15 protein-coding genes are annotated in these 18,455 nt (G+C 50.0%); 14 read left to right on the plus strand and 1 reads right to left on the minus strand.

Features of this window, described 5'->3' with window-relative positions:
- Positions 1–118: 118 nt before the first annotated feature.
- From DWY63_RS00775 to DWY63_RS00840, 14 genes are all read left to right on the plus strand, one after another.
- Entirely contained in the window at positions 119–3,379 is a 3,261-nt protein-coding gene (locus tag DWY63_RS00775; RefSeq protein WP_243001819.1) for a M14 family metallopeptidase, read from the plus strand.
- Between the two features lie 96 nt (positions 3,380–3,475).
- The gene (locus DWY63_RS00780) at positions 3,476–4,174 is read left to right on the plus strand and encodes a DUF969 domain-containing protein (protein WP_117800806.1); all 699 of its coding nucleotides are present in this window, start codon (positions 3,476–3,478) and stop codon (positions 4,172–4,174) included.
- Positions 4,175–4,186: 12 nt separating this feature from the next.
- On the plus strand, positions 4,187–5,140 hold the full coding sequence (locus DWY63_RS00785) for a DUF979 domain-containing protein (protein WP_022462495.1): 954 nt from the start codon (positions 4,187–4,189) through the stop codon (positions 5,138–5,140).
- A gap of 111 nt (positions 5,141–5,251) precedes the next feature.
- Positions 5,252–6,241 carry a peptidase gene (locus tag DWY63_RS00790; RefSeq protein ID WP_243001820.1) on the plus strand — a complete coding sequence of 330 codons (990 nt, stop codon included), beginning with the start codon at positions 5,252–5,254 and terminating at the stop codon, positions 6,239–6,241.
- A 48-nt stretch (positions 6,242–6,289) separates the two neighbouring features.
- A complete protein-coding gene (gene pcp / locus DWY63_RS00795) occupies positions 6,290–6,934 on the plus strand; it encodes a pyroglutamyl-peptidase I (protein WP_022462497.1) in 645 nt (214 codons plus the stop codon).
- 134 nt (positions 6,935–7,068) lie between these two features.
- The gene (locus DWY63_RS00800; protein ID WP_117800808.1) at positions 7,069–7,551 is read left to right on the plus strand and encodes a LeuD/DmdB family oxidoreductase small subunit; all 483 of its coding nucleotides are present in this window, start codon (positions 7,069–7,071) and stop codon (positions 7,549–7,551) included.
- 4 nt (positions 7,552–7,555) lie between these two features.
- Entirely contained in the window at positions 7,556–8,806 is a 1,251-nt protein-coding gene (locus tag DWY63_RS00805) for a 3-isopropylmalate dehydratase large subunit (protein WP_117800810.1), read from the plus strand.
- Positions 8,807–8,851: 45 nt separating this feature from the next.
- Positions 8,852–9,343, plus strand: a complete 492-nt coding sequence (locus DWY63_RS00810; RefSeq protein WP_022462500.1) for a LeuD/DmdB family oxidoreductase small subunit — start codon at positions 8,852–8,854, stop codon at positions 9,341–9,343.
- Positions 9,344–9,361: 18 nt separating this feature from the next.
- Positions 9,362–10,609: a 3-isopropylmalate dehydratase large subunit gene (locus DWY63_RS00815; RefSeq protein WP_117800812.1), complete on the plus strand. Its 1,248-nt coding sequence runs from the start codon at positions 9,362–9,364 to the stop codon at positions 10,607–10,609.
- Positions 10,610–10,643: 34 nt separating this feature from the next.
- Positions 10,644–12,170 (plus strand): Na+/H+ antiporter NhaC family protein, encoded by a 1,527-nt coding sequence (locus DWY63_RS00820; RefSeq protein WP_055267079.1) that lies wholly within the window; start codon positions 10,644–10,646, stop codon positions 12,168–12,170.
- Positions 12,171–12,500: 330 nt separating this feature from the next.
- Positions 12,501–14,273: an ABC transporter ATP-binding protein gene (locus DWY63_RS00825; protein ID WP_158568301.1), complete on the plus strand. Its 1,773-nt coding sequence runs from the start codon at positions 12,501–12,503 to the stop codon at positions 14,271–14,273.
- A 2-nt stretch (positions 14,274–14,275) separates the two neighbouring features.
- Entirely contained in the window at positions 14,276–16,174 is a 1,899-nt protein-coding gene (locus DWY63_RS00830) for an ABC transporter ATP-binding protein (RefSeq protein WP_117800814.1), read from the plus strand.
- 249 nt (positions 16,175–16,423) lie between these two features.
- A complete protein-coding gene (locus DWY63_RS00835) occupies positions 16,424–17,116 on the plus strand; it encodes a YoaK family protein (protein WP_242991102.1) in 693 nt (230 codons plus the stop codon).
- A gap of 35 nt (positions 17,117–17,151) precedes the next feature.
- A complete protein-coding gene (locus tag DWY63_RS00840) occupies positions 17,152–17,433 on the plus strand; it encodes a hypothetical protein (protein ID WP_022462506.1) in 282 nt (93 codons plus the stop codon).
- Between the two features lie 99 nt (positions 17,434–17,532).
- On the opposite strand, the gene DWY63_RS00845 is transcribed toward DWY63_RS00840, so the two are convergent.
- The gene (locus DWY63_RS00845) at positions 17,533–18,420 is read right to left on the minus strand and encodes a LysR family transcriptional regulator (protein WP_117800816.1); all 888 of its coding nucleotides are present in this window, start codon (positions 18,418–18,420) and stop codon (positions 17,533–17,535) included.
- Between the last annotated feature and the right edge of the window lie 35 nt (positions 18,421–18,455).

The raw sequence follows: 18,455 nt of genomic DNA on the forward strand, positions 1-18,455 counted from the left end.
TTTAGTAGAATTGAATTCATGATGCAGTGCGGAAAACGGCGGATTTTGGATGACGAATCCAACCGCTGGTTACAGTTACAACATATGTGTGAACGATAACGATTTCGGAGGTGCATGCATGAAACGGTTAAGGTTTACAGCAGATATGACAAAAGAACAGAAGCGAAACACCGTTGAGGCGGCGCTGCTTCTTGGTTTCCAGGCAGAGACGGCAGTGTTTCCTGTTGCAGCCGCGGATGGAGAAATCCCGGTACCGGAAACAAAAGAAGAATTCCGGAAGCTGTGGAAGAAAACAGCAGATGCAGCCCCGGAGGGGTATGAGGCGGCTTCGGACCACATCGGGCCGGTTTACGACCTGGATTTCCGGGAAAAAACAGGATTGGAAAAAATGTTCCAAAAAGGTCCGTTTTTAAAAGATCAGAATCACGATTTCCTCCCGGATGCACTTGATGTAAAACTGGTGCTTCCAGAGGACGCAAGCGATGCTATGTTTCTTGCAGCGTGTGATCTGGCATACCGTTTCGGGATGGAGACGACAGGATACGAAGGAACCATTCTTGCCGAGGCGGGTTACAAGGGAAATCAGATTATTTTTGAAAAAGCAGATCAGACAGAACTGGTCCTTGGAGAGACAGACGGTGACGGCGTAAAAGTGTATCTGCGCGGAGACGGCGAAGCACTGACCGCATTCACCGCCCGCCTCTGCAATACATTTCCAAAGATCTGCGGTGAGAGAAGCTGGAAAGATCTCCTGATGGACATGGTGGATGATTTTATCCTACGCGGAGAGGACGGCCAGCTTGCCGAACTGAAAGCTTTACAGGAAAAAGAAAGCGGCACCTATGCGGTTTACGGATCGCCGCGCTGGAGCGAAGAGCAGAAAAAAGAGGCCGGAGATGCAGAAGTCTACAATTACAAATCCGGTCAGAAAATGTACGAGAAAGTATATGAACTCCCGTGGGAGGTCGAAGTATTTGAAGAACTTCTGGAAACGGAAGTCTATCCGAAACTCAAAGAGGGAAGCACCGTAAAAATCACCGGAGCAGTCAGCGAGACCGAGAGCGTGCGCCGGAAGATGTGCGAAGCGATCGATGCAAAAATCCGCGAAGCAGGCGCTGTGCCGGAACAGACAACGATTTACTGTGCCTACAAACAGGGCTATTCCTGGCTGGCAGAAGAAATGCTTCCGCGTCTGAAAGAGGCCGGAGCCGATACGGTTACCGTTTATTTCAAACCGTTTCTCCCAGAAGGCCAGACGGAATGGAATGATGAAAACGGAGCCATCCCGTCTTACCACAACCTGAGTGCCGAGACGCCGGACAAATGGTACGACCTACCGATCCGTTATCTGCAGGAGCTGTACCCGATCGAGGATCTTCTGGTAAAAGAGCTCGGTATCGAGAGAAAAAATGTCGTATTCAAAGCCTATGAGGGAGAAGATGACATCACATATCTCTGCCAGGGAAGCAAAGAAAACAGCGTCTGCTGTGAGGATACATACAAGGCCGCGTGGTCGGAGCGCCCGTATATGAATGAATACCCGCAGATGGGAAAAGTTCATCCGTCGACCGGTTATATAAAAGTGGAAGTAGATGGAAACACCATCCTTGACCAAAAAGTCCGCACCGATCTGGAAGAAATCTGGGATGTCTATCAGAGCGAAGTCCTTCCGGACTGCCGCCGCTATATCGAGGAAAAAACCGGCGGAACCGTTGCGGAGGAGATGCAGCCGTTCTTCCACGAACTGAGAATGGACATTACGGTAAGCGAGCCGGACGAGCCGACAGGTTCCCGTGAGGATCTGATCTCATCGCTTGATGCACTCCATGAGGACATGTATTTTGTGGGCGGTGATTATTTTAAAAATTACGGCATTCAGAAAGCCGGCGTGATGCTGGATGCACCGGGCCTGATTCTGCCGGTGATCCATCAGAAAGAGGGCCGGCCGGTCTTTCGCGTTACGCTGACAGAGCCGTTAAAAGATGCGGCATGCATCACAAAAGACGGAGAGACCGCTGCCGCAGAGAGAAAACGAAGTGAAGTCGAAACCTGGATTTCCGCAGTTTCGTGGGAAAACGGAGAGCTGAATTTCCATATCACAGTGAAAGGCGCAGCAGAGGCTACCGTAAAAGCATACGCAGCGCTGTGGTCGAAAGGTGTTCTTGAAAAATGCAGCTGTGTTCCTGTGGAAACAGCGCTTGTCTTTGAAACAGAAAGCGGCGCATCGTACGCGGCACAGACCCCGGAGCGGGAAGAAAAGCCAAAGGCGAAACGGATCGAGAACATCAACCTGCATGAGCACGAACTGATCGGATACGATACGTATCGGGAGATCATTGAGGAGCTGAAAGAAGTTCCGGGTATCAAGGTCTTCCGGATTGCCGTTTCCTATACGGGCCGCGAGCTCTATGCAGTCTGGCTGAAACCGGAGTACGAGGGATATCTGTCGCTGACAAAGCGTCTGGCGAGAGTGCCGAGCGAGGTGATCAATGCAAGACACCATGCAAACGAGGTTGCCTCAACGAATGCATCGTTTATGCTGCTGAAGAAACTTTTAACAGAAGATGTTTACAAAGAGCTGCCGGATAAGCTGAATCTGATCCTGATCCCGATGGAAAACGTGGACGGTGCAGCGATTCACTATGAACTGCAGAAGGAGCATCCGACGTGGAAATTCCATGTGGCACGGTTCAATTCTCTTGGAAAAGAGTTTTACCGTCATTATTTCCAGCAGGATACGATTCACAGCGAAGCGATGGGCATCAGCCGGATTTACGAGAAATATGCACCGGATATGATGGTGGATAACCACGGTGTGCCAAGCCACGAATGGGAGCAGCAGTTTTCTGGTTATACCTCCCCGTCCTACAAAGGTTTCTGGCTTCCGAGATCGCTCTTATATGGTTATTTCTGGTATGTAATGAATCCGGAATACAAAGGAAACTATGATGTGAATAAGGTCATGGAGGATGTGATCGCAGACAAGATTGCAGCGTATCCGGAGATGAAAGCACTGAACCAGGAGTGGAGTGCACAGTTTGAAAAATATGCCCATGCGTGGATGCCGAAACTGTTTCCGGCTAATTATTATAAAGAAATGATCAATTACTGGATTCCGTATGAATCGAATCCGACGCATGGATATTCGTCGATCCGCTATCCGTGGATTACAACCGTCGCTTATACGAGCGAGGTTGCGGATGAAACGGCACAGGGAGAATACCTGAACCTGTGTGCGCGGGCTCATGTGGCGCACGACGAAGTGACAATACAGATGCTCATGGAGGCGCGGAACGTTATGGACTGCCGCTTTACCGAGCAGGATGGAACGATTTTGACCAGCTACATACGAAAGAGACCGATGATTGTCTCTAGGTAACTGGAAGAAATACAGGATACAGGGTTGTGAAAGCACGAGCGTGCGGAGCAGCCTGTATCCAAAAAAACTACATTTTATTTAAGGAGGAGTTTAGGTATGGAACTCATCAAATTACTTGGCGTGTTAATCGTTATCGTCGGATTCGCGCTGAAACTGGATTCAATCCTCATCATTTTCCTGGCGCTGATTACGACAGGGATCGTTGGCGGCCTTGGCGTCGGCGGTCTTCTTGAGACCATCGGAACCAACTTCGTAGCGAACCGAAGCATGGCGATCTTCATGATGATCCTGCTCGTTACTGGTACGCTTGAAAGAAACGGTCTTCGTGAAGCAGCAGCAAACCTGATTAAGAAAGTTAAGAGTGCAACAGCCGGCAAGCTGATCGCTGTATACGGCGTATTAAATGGCCTGTTCGGTGCATTCAACGTAGGATTCGGCGGTGTTGCCGGATTCATCCGTCCGGTTCTTCTTCCGATGGCAGAAGGTGCGATCGAGAACAAAGAAGGTACCGTAAACGAAGAGCACTTAGAAGAAGTCAAAGGACTTGCAGCAGCAATGCAGAACTTCACCTGGTTCTTCTTCCAGGTTCTGTTTGTCGGCGGTGCCGGTGGAATTCTGGTACAGACGACACTTGCCGGTCTTGGCTATGAAGTAAGCCTGATTGACCTTGCGGCAGTTGAAATTCCGGTTGCATTATTCTCACTGGTTGTTTCCTGTGTCTATGTCATTGTAAAAGACAATCGGATTTCGAAAAAATACTATGAAAAATCAGCCGGCAAAAAGACACAGAAATAGGAGGAACACTAGATGAGCGCATTAAAAGTTATACAGGTTCCAGCCGCATTTAATACGGCCGGATTAAATATTGTATGGATTCTCGTTGGCCTGATTGCAATCTACGCGGGCATTAAAAACCTTCTGGATGAAGAAAATCCGTCCAGAATCGGAACAGCCATTTTCTGGTGTTCGTTCGGTATTGTTACAGCACTTGGCACCTGGCTTCCGGCCAAGGTTTCCGGTGTCCTTGTTATTATTATGTGTCTGCCGCCGATCTTCAAGAAAGTAAAGGTTGGAAAAACAAACGCACCGGAAAAAGCACACACCGAAGCACAGTTTAAGAAGATTGGAATGAAGATTTTCGTTCCGGCATTCTGTGTTGCTGTATTTTCCCTTGCTTTTTCACTGTTCTCCAATATGAGCTCCATGATCGCGATTACACTTGGTGTTCTCGTAGCCATTATTTTCCTGGTTGCATACGACTCGAAAGAGAACAAACCGCAGGTTTTCCTGAAAGATTCCGAGCGTTTCCTTTCCCTTACAGGACCGCTCAGTATGCTGCCGCAGCTGCTTGGCTGCCTGGGCGGTGTCTTTACTGCAGCCGGTGTTGGTGAGGTTATTGCACAGATCGTAGAGAAAGTTGTTCCGAAAGGAAATGTTAATATTGGTATCATCGTTTATGCCGTTGGTATGGTACTGTTCACCATGATCATGGGTAATGCATTTGCAGCCATCACCGTTATGACGGTTGGTATCGGTGCTCCGTTCGTACTGGCATACGGTGCAAATCCGGTAGTCATCGGTATGATCGCACTGACCTGCGGTTACTGCGGAACCTTAATGACTCCGATGGCAGCAAACTTCAATATCGTACCGGTTGCAATCCTGAATATGAAGGACCGCTGGGGCGTAATCAAAAATCAGGTGCTGGTTGGATTAATTATGCTTGTATTCCAGATCTGTTATATGATAGTATTAAAGTAAATCGTCAGGACAGACTAACTAAGGTCATCGTATTTTCCGAAAGGGAAGGGCGGTGGCCTTAACGTCCGTAAAATGGTTGACTAGATATGACAGGAGAAGGAAGAGAAACAAATGACACCGAACATGGAACGGGGGGCTTGGATCATCATCCACGAATGGGTAAGAGTAAAAGCGTGGGATAAAGTACTGATTGTGACATCAAAGGAGCATCAGGCGGAGGCGAAAGCGCTGGAAATGCAGGCGCGGAAAAAAGCGCGGTCCGTCAACACACTGATTGTTGAAAATAAAGGACGCCATGTGGGCATCTTTTTCGACGATAACGAGGCGGTCTTTGATCCCTACACTGCGATCATTGCAGCGACCGAGTATTCGCTTGTGACAACAAAAGCAGCGAAGCGTGCGATTCAGAAGCACAAAAAGTTTCTGTCGCTTCCGCTTTCGACGAACGACGGAAGAAGTCTTCTGGAGTTCGATTTCCTTTTGATGGACACGAAAAAGAGCCGCATGATGGCAAAGCTGTTTATGAAGTATCTCCGTTCATCCGGCAAAGTGCATGTGACGACACCGGCAGGAACGGATATGATGTTCTACAAAGAGAACCGCAATCCGGGATTTTTCAACGGCGTATTAAGAGACGGAAAAGGCTATTCGTCCTCAAGTATTGAGGTCTATGTACCGATCGAGGAGACAAAGACAGAGGGCATTATGGTGCTCGACGGATCGCTGGGATACATCGGACGAGCCGATGAGCCGACGAGAATCATCTTCAAAGGCGGCAGAATCGTCGATATCGAGGAGACACCGACCGGCATCCGCTTAAAGAAGTACATGGAGGAATATTTCGATCCACGGATTTATATCGCAGGAGAGCTTGGCATAGGGCTGAATTCGTGCTCGAACTGCCTCGGCAACTGCTACATTGAGGATGAATCCGCGTATGGAACCTTCCACGTAGGGCTTGGACGCAATATCGCGCTCGGCGGCGTGCAGAATGCGAAAGGCCACTTCGACCTGGTCTGCCGGGAACCCGATATTTTTACCGATAACCGTCAGATTATGGACCGGGGAAAGATTATTGCACCCGAGCCTGTGTTATACTAAAGGACAGAACCAGGAGACAAAAATTAAGAGACAAAAGGAGAAAAGACGATGAAAGTTTTATTAACAGGATTTGACCCATTTGGAGGAGAGAGCGTGAACCCGGCATTCGAGGCCATCAAACTTCTGCCGGATACCATCGCCGGAGCAGAGATCGTAAAAGTTGAGATTCCGACCGAGTTTACCAGAAGTATTTCCTGTGTGGAAGCAGCCATCAAAGAGCACAATCCGGACGTTGTCATCGATGTCGGACAGGCAGGCGGACGCGCATGCGTAACCGTAGAGAAAGTCGGCATCAACCTTGCAGACGCAAGAATCCCGGACAACGCCGGAGAGCAGCCGTCCGATGAACCGCTGCAGGCAGACGGCCCGACCGCATACTTTGCAACGATTCCGGTCAAAGCAATGGTTCAGAACGTCCGCGAACACGGCCTTCCGTGCCACGTATCCTTCACCGCAGGCACCTACGTATGCAACTGCGTTATGTACAATGTGCTTCACCTGTGCGCAACGAAATATCCGAACATCCGCGCAGGCTTCATCCATGTACCGTTCGCATGCGAGCAGGTAGTCGGAAAAGCAAGCACCATGGCAAGCATGCCGCTGGAAACGATTGCAAAATCTCTGGAATACTGCATCGAGGCGGTTGTAACCAACAAAGAAGAAGTAAAAGAGGCAATGGGAACGACCCACTAAAGAAGCATTTCAGGCCGTCTTACCGGAAAAAGGTGAGGCGGCCTATATTTTTTGCTTTTTTCCCTTTTGCAAACCATATCTTTTGTGTTACAATAGATTTTGTCAGAATTTTTATGCGAAAGGAACGAAAGAAAATGGAAGAGGGTAAAATTTTTAAATTTCATAATGACCTTGATACAGACCAGATCATCGCGTCCCAGTATCTGCTTCTGCCGAATCTGGATGAGATGAAAGGCCATGCGTTTGAATCGTTAGATCCGGACTTTGCAAAGAAAGTAAAACCGGGAGATTTTGTCGTAGGAGGAGAAAACTTTGGCTGTGGTTCCTCAAGAGAGCAGGCGCCGGGTGTTTTAAAAGCATTGGGTGTGCAGGCAGTTATCGCAAAATCCTTCGCCAGAATCTTTTTCCGCAACGCCATCAATATTGGTCTGCCGGCGATTGTCTGTAAAGACCTGCCGGATGCCGTAGAAAACGGTGATACCATGATCCTTCACATGTCCGAGGGAACCGCAGAAGTGAACGGGAAAACGTACACCTGCACGAAACTGCCGGAATATATGCAGAATATACTGAATCAGGGAGGCCTGATCGCTTCTTTGAACCGCGAGGAGGAGTAAGACCATGGGAATGACAATTGCAGAGAAAATTATCGCCGCTGCAGCCGGCGTTCCGGAAGTAAAACCGGGAGATATTCATACCGTAACACTGGATCGTCTGATGAGCAATGACGGAACTACTCATCTGACGGTTGATATGTATCGCAATAAATTAAACCATCCGCACATCGCGGATCCGAAAAAGCTGGTTTTTATCGTTGACCACAATGTACCGTCCGACAGCCCGAAAACAGCGGCATCCCAGAAAAAAATGCGTGATTTTGCAAGAGAGAATAGCATTGATTTCTGGGAGGGAAAAGGTGTATGCCATCAGGTGATGATCGAGAATTACGTCCGCCCGGGCGAGCTGATCTTCGGCGCTGACAGCCATACCTGCTCTTACGGAGCACTCGGCGCATTCGGCACCGGTGTCGGCTGTACCGATTTCCTGTACGGCATGGTAACGGGAACTTCCTGGGTACTCGTACCGGAAAGCGTAAAATTCAATCTTGTAGGAAAACTGCCGGAGGGCGTTTATGCGAGAGATCTGATCCTCACCATCATCGGCGAGGTAGGCGCAAACGGATGCAACTACCAGGTGATGGAGTTTACCGGTGAGGGTGCAAAGACTTTAAGCATCAGCGACCGTATGGCACTTTGCAACATGGCAGTTGAGGCCGGCGCCAAGACCGGTATCTTTGAGGCAGATGAGAAAGCCATCGAGTACCTGAAAGAGCACGGAAGAGAGCCAAAAGAAATCTTCCACAGCGATCCGGACGCAAAATACGTCAGAGAGTACACCTTTGACCTTTCCAAAGTCCGCCCGGTTGTTGCAAAACCGGATTTCGTAGACCGCGTTGTTCCGGCAGAAGAGACCTGCGGAACGCCGATCAATGAAGCATTCCTTGGATCCTGCAACAACGGAAGAATCGAAGATCTCCGCGTCGGCGCAGAGATCATCCGCGGAAAGAAAGTCGCAGAGGGCGTCCGTTTCCTCGTTGTTCCGGCAAGCCAGACGATCTACCGCCAGGCATTAAAAGAAGGCATCATCGACACCTTCATGGAGGCCGGAGCCATCGTCATGAACCCGAACTGCAGCGTCTGCTGGGGAAGCTGCCAGGGTGTCATCGGCGAGAACGAAGTGCTGATCAGCACCGGAACCCGTAACTTCAAGGGCCGTGCCGGTCATCCAAGCTCCAAAGTATACCTGGGATCCGCTGCTACGGTAACCGCATCCGCGATTGCCGGAAAGATTGCGACGGCAGATCAGATCTGACCATTTTCTTTGAGGGATACATAATATTTTTGGGAGAATAAACATATGGAAGCATTTACAGGAAAAGTATGGGTGCTTGGAGACGATATTGATACCGATATCATTATCCCGACCGAGTATCTTGCTTTAAAGACAATTGACGATATGAAACAGTACGGCTTTTCCCCGCTCCGCCCGGAACTGGCCGGACAGATTGAAAAGGGCGACATCATCGTGGCAGGAAAGAACTTCGGCTGCGGCTCCTCGAGAGAGCAGGCACCGGAGATCATCAAGGCGCTCGGCATTTCCTGCGTTATCGCGAAATCCTTTGCCCGGATCTTTTTCCGCAACTCCATCAATAACGGCCTTCTTCTGATCGAGCAGCCGGATCTGCACGACGATATCAAAGAGGGCGACACCATCACCGTCAAGATGAATGAGCATGTTGATTACAACGGAAAAACATACCCGATCGCTGCTCTGCCGGAGAACCTGATGGATATCATTCAGGCAGGCGGCCTGGTAAAGGCAATGCGCAAGCGCAACGGATTGGATTAAGAGCGGGAGGAAGAAACGATGGGCAATACAGTAATTGAAAAAATCATCCGCCACAACACCGGAAAAGACGTAAAACCGGGCGACATTGTGACGGTCAACGTGGACAGAGTCATGATTCATGATATCTTCATCCCGTTTGTCGGCGATAAATTCGAGGAGATGGGTTTTACCAAACTGTGGGACCCGGATAAAGTCGTTCTGATCTACGACCACCTCGTTCCGGCAAGCCAGGTGGACGATACGAGACATTTCCACAAAGGCGATGAATTTGCAAAGAAATATGGCATGAAAAACGTACACAGAAGCGACGGAATCTGCCATCAGTTAATGACAGAGGCAGGTTACGTAAAACCGGGCAACGTTGTTTTCGGAACTGACAGCCACACGACGACATACGGCTGTGTCGGTGCATTCTCTTCCGGAATCGGCTACACAGAGATGGCGAGCATCCTTGGAACGGGTACGATGTGGATCAAAGTGCCGGAGACGATCAAAGTTGTCATCGAAGGCGAGCTGCCGAAAAATGTGATGTCAAAAGACATTATCCTGCGTCTGATCGGTGACCTCGGTGCAGACGGCGCAACGTACCGCGCACTGGAGTTCTCAGGAAGCACCGTAGAAAATATGACCGTGGCAAGCCGTATGACGATTGCCAACATGGCGATCGAGGCAGGTGCCAAATGTGCACTTTTTACCCCGGATGAGAAGACCGCAGAATACTGCGAGATCGAACTCAATGACTATCAGAAGAGCTTAAAAGGCGATGAGGATGCAAAATATCTGTGTACCATCACCTACCGCGCCGAGGATTTTGTGCCGGTTATGGCATGCCCGTCCCAGGTAGACAAGATCCGTGATACCAGCGTTCTCGAGGGAACCCCGATCGATCAGGTCTTCATCGGTTCCTGTACGAACGGCCGTCTCGAGGATCTGCAGGCGGCAGCCGAGGTTTTAAAAGGCAAAAAAGTAGCCGACTACGTAAAACTGATCGTAACACCGGCAAGCCGCAAGATTTATCTGCAGGCAAGCAAAATGGGCATTCTCGATACACTGGCAGAGGCAGGCGCCATGATTACACATCCGGGATGCGGCCTGTGCTGCGGAAGAGCGGGCGGAATCCTCTCTGACGGCGAGCGTGTTGTAGCAACGAACAACCGAAACTTTCTTGGAAGAATGGGTACTTCTAAAGTTGAAATTTATCTGGCATCTCCAAAGACAGCGGCAGCATGTGCAGTAGCTGGAAAAATTGTGACGCCGGAAGTGTAAACGAACTTAACAGCAGAAAGGGAAAACAGACGACATGAATGGTTCAATGTTTATCGGAACCTGGTGGGCACTCGTCCCGCCGCTGCTTGCAATTCTGCTTGCATTTGTCACAAAAGAAGTTTACAGTTCCCTGTTCATCGGATCGGCAGTCGGTGTCCTTTTGTACACCGGCTTCCATCCGTGGGATGCGTTCACAAGCTTCTTTGAAATTTTACGGAACAGCATGAACATCAACATTCTGATCTTCGATATCCTGCTTGGCATGGTTGTCGTGCTGATGGCGAAATCCGGCGGCTCAGCGGCGTATGGAAAATGGGCGGGGACGAAGATCAAAACGAAGCGGAGTGCGCTTCTGGCAACGATGGGGCTTGGTGTTCTGATTTTTGTGGATGACTATTTCAACTGTCTGACAGTCGGCTCTGTCATGCGCCCGGTCACGGACAGCCACAAGGTTTCCCGCGCGAAACTCGCATACATCATCGACTCCACCGCAGCGCCGATCTGTATTATCGCGCCGATCTCAAGCTGGGCGGCAGCCGTCAACTCGTATGTGCCGGCGGATGCGGGAATCAGTGGATTCCAGCTGTTTCTGCGGACAATTCCGTATAACCTGTATGCGATCCTTACAATTGCGATGGTCTTTTACATCTGCTACACCGGCTTTGATTTTGGTCAGATGAAGCTCCACGAGGATAATGCCGCCAAAGGTGATCTTTTCACGACCGGAGGCGAGGAGTTTGAGCAGGTTTCCGAGCAGGAGGTCAATCCGAATGGAAAAGTCATCGACCTCGTGCTCCCGGTTGCCGTACTGATTGTATCAGCGATTGGAGCGATGGTTTACACTGGCTTCCTCGGCGGCGCGGACAATGTGATTTCCGCGTTCGCAGGATGTGATGCAGAGACGAGTCTGATTTTTGCCTCCGTCGTGACGATCCTGTTTATGATGGCGCTGTATCTGCCGCGGAAGGTCATCACCTTCAAGAGCTTTATGGACAGCCTGTCCGAGGGCTTCAAGCTGATGGTTCCGGCGGTTACGATTCTCGTCTTTGCGTGGACCTTAAAAGGCGTCGGTGATGCGATGGGCCTGGCCCAGTTTGTCGGAAGCGTCGTGGGAGACCATGCATCCGCAAGTATTTTTATCCCGGTGGTGCTGTTCGCCGTGGCGGTGTTCCTTTCCTTTTCGACGGGAACCTCTTGGGGAACGTTCGCGATTCTTGTGCCGATTGCAACGGGCATGTTCGCCGCCGGAACAAATCTGGAGATGATGATTATCTCGGTATCCGCCGTCCTGGCAGGGGCGGTCTGCGGTGACCATATTTCGCCGATCTCGGATACGACGGTTATGTCAAGTGCGGGTGCGCAGAGCAACCATCTGAACCACGTATCGACGCAGATGCAGTATGCGGCCGTTACGGCGTGTGTCTGCCTGGTGGGATATCTGATTGCAGCCGTGACCAGAACGTGGTGGATCACACTTGGCGTCAGCCTTCTTCTTCTTTTGGCTGTTTTAACCGGAATGCGCAGATTTTGCGCAAAAAAAGCGGAAAACGGCAAAAAATAAAAAAGAAAACAGAAAAACGCGTGAAATGCTTGACGGGAGAGAAAAAGAACCGTATACTAAAAAATAGAACAAATATTCACAGGACAACGGTGTCCTGCAAAGAAGAAGCGGAACGCTTTTGGAGCAGGAATGTGAATTGGAACAGAAGGAATTGGATTTTTCAAAGTCCAGTTCCTTCTGTTTATCTCTGTTAAAATTGCATCGGAGCTGTGAAATGCAGGAGAAGAAAGGAGGCATTCCGGGGCGAAAACGCTTTGGAAAAGGGAAGGACTGTTATGGTCAGAAAGATCATAGCAGACAATGGCAAAAACAAAAAGAGGGAGAAAATATATGATATTTGGAAAGTACATTAACAAATACTACCTGAAGAATGCGCCCATTCTGATTCTCGGTCTTGCAGCGCTGATTCTCGTAGATTATTTCCAGCTTTTCATACCGGAGCTGTACCGCATGGTCATCAACGGCATGAACGGCGACCCTGTTCTGGTCAACGGCCAGGCGGCGGTGTTTGATATGGAATTTCTGCTGGATCAGGTCTGCCGGCCCATGATTATTACCATTATCGTCATGGTAGTCGGCCGTTTCCTGTGGCGAGTCTGCTTTTTCGGCTCCGCGATCCGCGTGGTGACCGATCTTCGTACCTGCATGTTCGCGCACAGCAAGGAGCTGTCCCAGGAGTATTATCAGGTCAACAAAGTCGGAAACCTGATGAGTCTTTACACGAACGATCTCGATACCGTGCAGGAGTGCTTCGGCGACGGTATTCTGATGTTCTGCGATGCGCTGTTTTTAGGCCTGCTTGCCGTGATCAAAATGTGGCGCATGAACCACTTCCTGACCGGCCTTTCCATGATCCCGATGGCATTTCTGATGGCCGCCGGCACAACGCTCGGCAAATACCTGATGAAAAAGTGGGAAGAGCGCCAGGCGGCCTTTTCCGAGCTGTCCGATTTCGCGCAGGAAAACTATTCCGGTCTTGCTGTCATCAAAGCATTCGTCAAAGAGACGAAAGAGCTGATGATGTTCCGTAGACTGAACCGCGAGAACGAGGACATCAACGTAGAATATACCAAAATTTCCACACTGCTGAACATTATGGTAACGCTGTTCGTCGAGTCCGTCATCTGTGTAATCTTAGGCTACGGCGGCTATCTCGTTTACTGCGGAAGCTTCGACGCCGGCCAGCTTGTCGAGTATATCGGCTATTTCTCGGCCGTTGTATGGCCGATCATGGCGGTCTCCATGCTGATCGAGAAAACATCCCGTGGAAAAGCGTCCTTAAACCGTATTACGGAACTGCTTGACGCAAAAGTCGATGTGAAGGACCGCGGCGGTGTGCAGGATCTGCCGTCCATCCATGGAAAAATCGAGTTCCGCAATCTGACCTTCCGCTATCCGGACGGGGAGTACGATGTGCTGAAAAACGTATCGTTTACCATTGAGCCGGGCGAGAGTGTCGGCATCGTCGGAAAGACCGGTTCCGGAAAAACGACCATCGTCGATCTGCTGCTCCGCACCTACAACGTGCCGGACGGAACGCTGTTCATTGATGACCACGATGTCAACACCGTTTCCATCCACACCGTGCGTGAGGGCTGTGCCTACGTGCCGCAGGACAACTTCCTGTTCTCCGACACGATTTCCGGCAATATTTCCTTCGCCTTTGATGACGAAAACCAGGAGGCCATTGAGGATGCGGCGATGATGTCCGATGTCCATGACAATATCGCAGAGTTCAAAGAGGGCTACCGCACCGTTCTTGGCGAGCGCGGTGTGACGGTTTCCGGCGGACAGAAGCAGCGAATCTCGATTGCGCGTGCGCTGATGAAACACGCACCGATTCTGATTCTCGACGATTCCGTCTCTGCGGTCGATACCAAAACAGAGCGCACGATTCTCGACAATCTCAAAAAACGTGAGGGACTGACGACAATTCTGATCGCACACCGGATTTCAACGGTGGAGCAGATGGACAAGATCGTGTTCGTCGAGGACGGAGAAGTCCATGCAGTCGGAAAACACGAGGATCTGTACCGGACCTGCACGGCGTACCGCAAGATGGTCGATCTGCAGAAACTTGAAGAGGAAGCGGGGGAGGAGTAGAAATGCACAATTATTATCCGATTCTCTGGGTCGGCGCGATCATCGGCGTGATTTCCACCCTGCTGATTGTGGCCGCGTTTGTAGTGAAAGATGGAGAAAAAGAAACCGGCTTTGAGCGGAACATGAAAGACAGTGAAATCATGCAGCGTCTGATGGATTACGCAAAGCCGTTTTACCGCCAGTTTATCGTTGTTGGTTTTCTGATGCTGTTTTCGATCGCGTACGATATCATTTCGCCGCTGATCGTCGGCAAAATTGAGGAGCTCGTCGTTGGAAAATTCGCGCTGAATACCCTGTTTCTGTGGGTAGCGGGCTATGCGGCAATCCTTCTTGTCTCGATGGCGTGCACGTATTTCCAGGCCGTGATTCTGCAGAAGACGGGTCAGAAAATCATTTCCAATATGAGGGAGGATCTGTTCGTCCACATCGAGCGCCTTTCCCACGAGCAGTTAAATGAGATTCCGGTCGGAAAGCTTGTCACGAGAACGACAAACGATACGAACGCGATTTCGCTGATGTTCACCAATCTTCTGGTCAATCTTCTGAAGAACTTCTTCGTGATCATCGGTATTCTGATTGCGATGCTGTTTCTGAACTATGAGCTGACGCTGATGGTGCTCTGCTTCGTGCCGTTTATCATGCTGTTTTCGATTATTTTCCGCAAATTCTCGCGAAGAGCACACCGGAAAGTAAAAGACTGTACTACGGACATCAACACGTATCTGTCGGAGAACCTTTCCGGTATGAAAATCACACAGATCTTCAACCGCGAGGATGCCAAGATGCGCGAGTTTACCGACAAGAGCAACGCACTCGGCCGCGCACAGCAGGAGCAGATTTTCGTGTTTGGTATTTTTCGTCCGCTCGTCTACATGCTGTATATCAGCTCCGTGCTCTGCCTTTTGTATTTAGGCGGCAAGGGCTATCTGGAGGGGACGTCGTTCCTCGGCCAGACGCTTACCAGCGGTATGATCGTCAGCTTTTACATGTATATTTCAAAATTCTTCAACCCGATCCAGAACCTGGCGGAGCAGTTCAACTGGCTGCAGTCTGCATTTGCATCCGCCGAGAAAGTATTCTCGATTCTGGATCTTGAGCCAAAAATGCAGGATGCGCCGGATGCGATCGAGCTTACCGGCATCAGGGGTGAAATTGAGTTCCGCGACGTATGGTTTTCCTATATCCCGGGCGAGTGGGTGTTAAAAGGCGTTTCGTTCCACGTCAATCCGAAAGAGACAATCGCATTTGTGGGTTCCACCGGTTCCGGAAAATCGACGATTCTTTCCCTGATCTGCCGGAACTACGAGTTCCAGAAGGGTGAGATTCTGATCGACGGCATCGACATCCGAAAGATCAAGATCGATTCCCTGCGGAAAAAATTCGGCCAGATGCTGCAGGATGTCTTTCTGTTCTCGGGAACGATCCGTAGCAACATTATTCTCCGCGAGGAGGGGATTTCCGATGAAGAGATCATGGACGTCTGCCATTACGTGAATGCTGACCAGTTTATCAACAAGCTGGATCACGGCCTCGACGAGCCGGTGCGGGAGAGAGGAAACAACTTTTCCGCCGGACAGCGCCAGCTTCTCTCGTTTGCGCGTACCATCATCCATAAGCCTTCGGTCATGATCCTTGACGAGGCGACGGCGAACATCGACACCGAAACCGAGCTTCTGATCCAGGATTCCATGGAAAAGATGAAGAACATCGGAACGATGCTGATCGTAGCGCACCGTCTTTCGACGATCCAGCATGCGGATGAGATTATCGTACTGTCCCACGGAAAAATCGTGGAGCATGGAACGCATCAGGAGCTTTTAGCAGCGCAGGGAAGATATTACCAGCTCTACACGCTGCAGTACCACCGCGAGCAGAGTGAGAAACAGAGAGGAAGAAAGTAAGAAAATTTTAGAACAATAAAGACAATTTACAAAAAGGGAGAAATTTTGTTTGTGCAAAGTGACAAAATTTCTCCTTTTTTTACGGTGTATCATATTAAAATGATTTTAAATCAATATAGTCATATGAAAAATATATGAGCATAATACGATATCCGTTTTTCCATCTCAAAAAGCGGGCGGTTATAATAAGGGAAGCAAAACGGCAGGCGCCAAAAAGCCGGGCCGTCTGTTGAAAGAAAGGGAAAATTTATGGAAAAGAAAGCAAGCCTTGTAGGACGCCTGCTCTCGGAAAATCAGATGTCGGAAGCATTTATCAACAGTATGTTTCTGGCGCTGTCCGGCGGTTTTCAGGATGCCTACACGTACAATTGCAGAGATGAAGTATTCTCAAATGCCCAGACGGGAAACGTTGTGCTGATGAGCCAGAACTTTCTGGAAGGAAACTTTACGGCAGGCCTTCGGTATCTCTTCCCGATCCTCTTTTTTGCGATGGGTGTATTTCTGGCAGAAAATTTCCAGGAGCATTACCGGTATGCAAAGAGGCTGCACTGGCGGCAGGTACTTCTCGCGGCGGAAATTGTGATCCTTGCGATCGTCGGATTTATTCCGTCTTCTTATAATATGCTCGCGGCGATGCTTGTATCGTTTGCGTGCGCGATTCAGGTACAGACCTTCCGCAAGGTCGGCGGTTATTCGTATGCAAGCACCATGTGCATCGGAAACCTGCGAAGCGGAACCGCAGCGCTGTCTATGTATATGCGGGATAAGAAAAAAGAACAGCTCCGTCAGGCCGGATACTATTTCGGCGTGATTCTGGCTTTCGCCATCGGCGCCGGAATCGGAGGCGTGTTCTCCATGCTGTATGGAATCCATGTAATCTGGATTTCCTGCGGACTTCTTCTGGTGAGCTTCCTTCTGATGTCACTGGAAAAGTACCGCTGAGAAATAAGAGAGAGTGAAGAAAGAAGGCTGAAAAAATGGAAGTATTTCTGGAGTGCTGTATGACACTATTCTTTTCAGCGGCCATGCTGCTGCTGATCGTCCGCCTGGCAAAGGGTGAGGAGAAAAACATGATGTTTGCGCGTGTGTTCTCCCTGGCGTCCAACGTCGGTTTCTGGATTGGAATCGTCCGCATCGCTGTGCTGAACCGGAGCGGATTTCTGATGTTCTTCTACATCACAGGCGCAATGCTTTCCTACACGGCGATGGTCTTTGCCATGCCGCATAAAAAAGAGCAGATTGCCGGACAGCAGGCATAAATAAAAAAGAGACCCTGTATACGGGAAGGATGGAGCAGCGATGTTCCGTCCGCCGGTAGACAGGGTCTTTTTCTGTTTCAAACAAAAGTCCATAAAATCTTATACGCGTTCCAGAAGCTCCTCGATCAGCTCTTTTGCCGCCGCGTTCTGGTGCTGCCGCGGGTTGATGATAAGACAGATTTCACGTTTGGGGGCCTCCTCGATGAGCGGAATCCGACAGACGGTACGGCTCTTTAAGGCATCGCGTGCCAGCTCCTTCGGATAAAATCCGATGCCGAGGTTATACTCGACCATAGGAAGAATCTGATCCGTCGTCGCCGCCTCCATATCGGGGTGGAAGGCGAGGTTGTGATTCAGAAAGTACTCGGCGTATAGCTCCCGCGTGCCGGTGTCTTTGGCAAGCGAGATAAAAGGATATTCTGACAATTCGCCGAGATGATGCGGCTCTGCGGAAAGGGATGCATATTTCGATCCGCCGATCAGAATTTCCTGGAATGGGAAAATCGGGATCTTGTGCAGCGGTTTGCGGATTTCCACCGGGCTTGTGACGACTGCGAAGTCGACCAGACCGTTTTCGAGCGCCTGGATGGCCTGCGGCGTCGAGTGGTTGGAGATGCGCAGGCGGACGTGCGGATAGCGGGTGTGGAAGTGCTCCAGGCGGGAGAGCAGCATCAGACGAAGTGCCGTCTCGCTCGCACCGATTGTGATAAGGCCGCTCTCAAGAGACCGCTCAAGAGCCAGCTCCTCCTCAACCGTGCGGAGCTGTTCGTAGGCAACGGCCACACGCTCATACACTTTTTCGCCCTCCGCTGTCAGTGTGACACCCTGGTGGGAACGGATAAAAAGTTTGCAGCCAAGCTCACTTTCCAGATTGTTCATGCACCGTGTGATGTTGGGCTGGTTGTTTTTCAGAATTTCCGCGGCTTTTGTAAAACTGTGATATTGTGCTACGAAGTAAAAAATGCGATAATAATCATATGTAATCATAAAAACCTCCGAAGGATGAAGAAGAAAAAATCATC

It is taken from the genome of Blautia sp. AF26-2, from assembly GCF_003460955.1.
GTDB classification, from domain to species: domain Bacteria; phylum Bacillota; class Clostridia; order Lachnospirales; family Lachnospiraceae; genus Fusicatenibacter; species Fusicatenibacter saccharivorans.

Excerpts from the sequence above, each read along its gene's own strand:
- DWY63_RS00805 (WP_117800810.1), top strand. The coding sequence starts at position 7,556 with ATGGGAATGACAATTGCAGAGAAAATTATCGCCGCTGCAGCCGGCGTT.
- DWY63_RS00830 (WP_117800814.1), top strand. The coding sequence starts at position 14,276 with ATGCACAATTATTATCCGATTCTCTGGGTCGGCGCGATCATCGGCGTG.
- DWY63_RS00810 (WP_022462500.1), top strand. The coding sequence starts at position 8,852 with ATGGAAGCATTTACAGGAAAAGTATGGGTGCTTGGAGACGATATTGAT.
- DWY63_RS00780 (WP_117800806.1), top strand. The coding sequence starts at position 3,476 with ATGGAACTCATCAAATTACTTGGCGTGTTAATCGTTATCGTCGGATTC.
- DWY63_RS00835 (WP_242991102.1), top strand. The coding sequence starts at position 16,424 with ATGGAAAAGAAAGCAAGCCTTGTAGGACGCCTGCTCTCGGAAAATCAG.
- DWY63_RS00815 (WP_117800812.1), top strand. The coding sequence starts at position 9,362 with ATGGGCAATACAGTAATTGAAAAAATCATCCGCCACAACACCGGAAAA.
- DWY63_RS00840 (WP_022462506.1), top strand. The coding sequence starts at position 17,152 with ATGGAAGTATTTCTGGAGTGCTGTATGACACTATTCTTTTCAGCGGCC.
- DWY63_RS00845 (WP_117800816.1), bottom strand. The coding sequence starts at position 18,420 with ATGATTACATATGATTATTATCGCATTTTTTACTTCGTAGCACAATAT.
- DWY63_RS00790 (WP_243001820.1), top strand. The coding sequence starts at position 5,252 with ATGACACCGAACATGGAACGGGGGGCTTGGATCATCATCCACGAATGG.
- DWY63_RS00775 (WP_243001819.1), top strand. The coding sequence starts at position 119 with ATGAAACGGTTAAGGTTTACAGCAGATATGACAAAAGAACAGAAGCGA.
- DWY63_RS00820 (WP_055267079.1), top strand. The coding sequence starts at position 10,644 with ATGAATGGTTCAATGTTTATCGGAACCTGGTGGGCACTCGTCCCGCCG.
- DWY63_RS00825 (WP_158568301.1), top strand. The coding sequence starts at position 12,501 with ATGATATTTGGAAAGTACATTAACAAATACTACCTGAAGAATGCGCCC.
- DWY63_RS00785 (WP_022462495.1), top strand. The coding sequence starts at position 4,187 with ATGAGCGCATTAAAAGTTATACAGGTTCCAGCCGCATTTAATACGGCC.
- DWY63_RS00800 (WP_117800808.1), top strand. The coding sequence starts at position 7,069 with ATGGAAGAGGGTAAAATTTTTAAATTTCATAATGACCTTGATACAGAC.
- pcp (WP_022462497.1), top strand. The coding sequence starts at position 6,290 with ATGAAAGTTTTATTAACAGGATTTGACCCATTTGGAGGAGAGAGCGTG.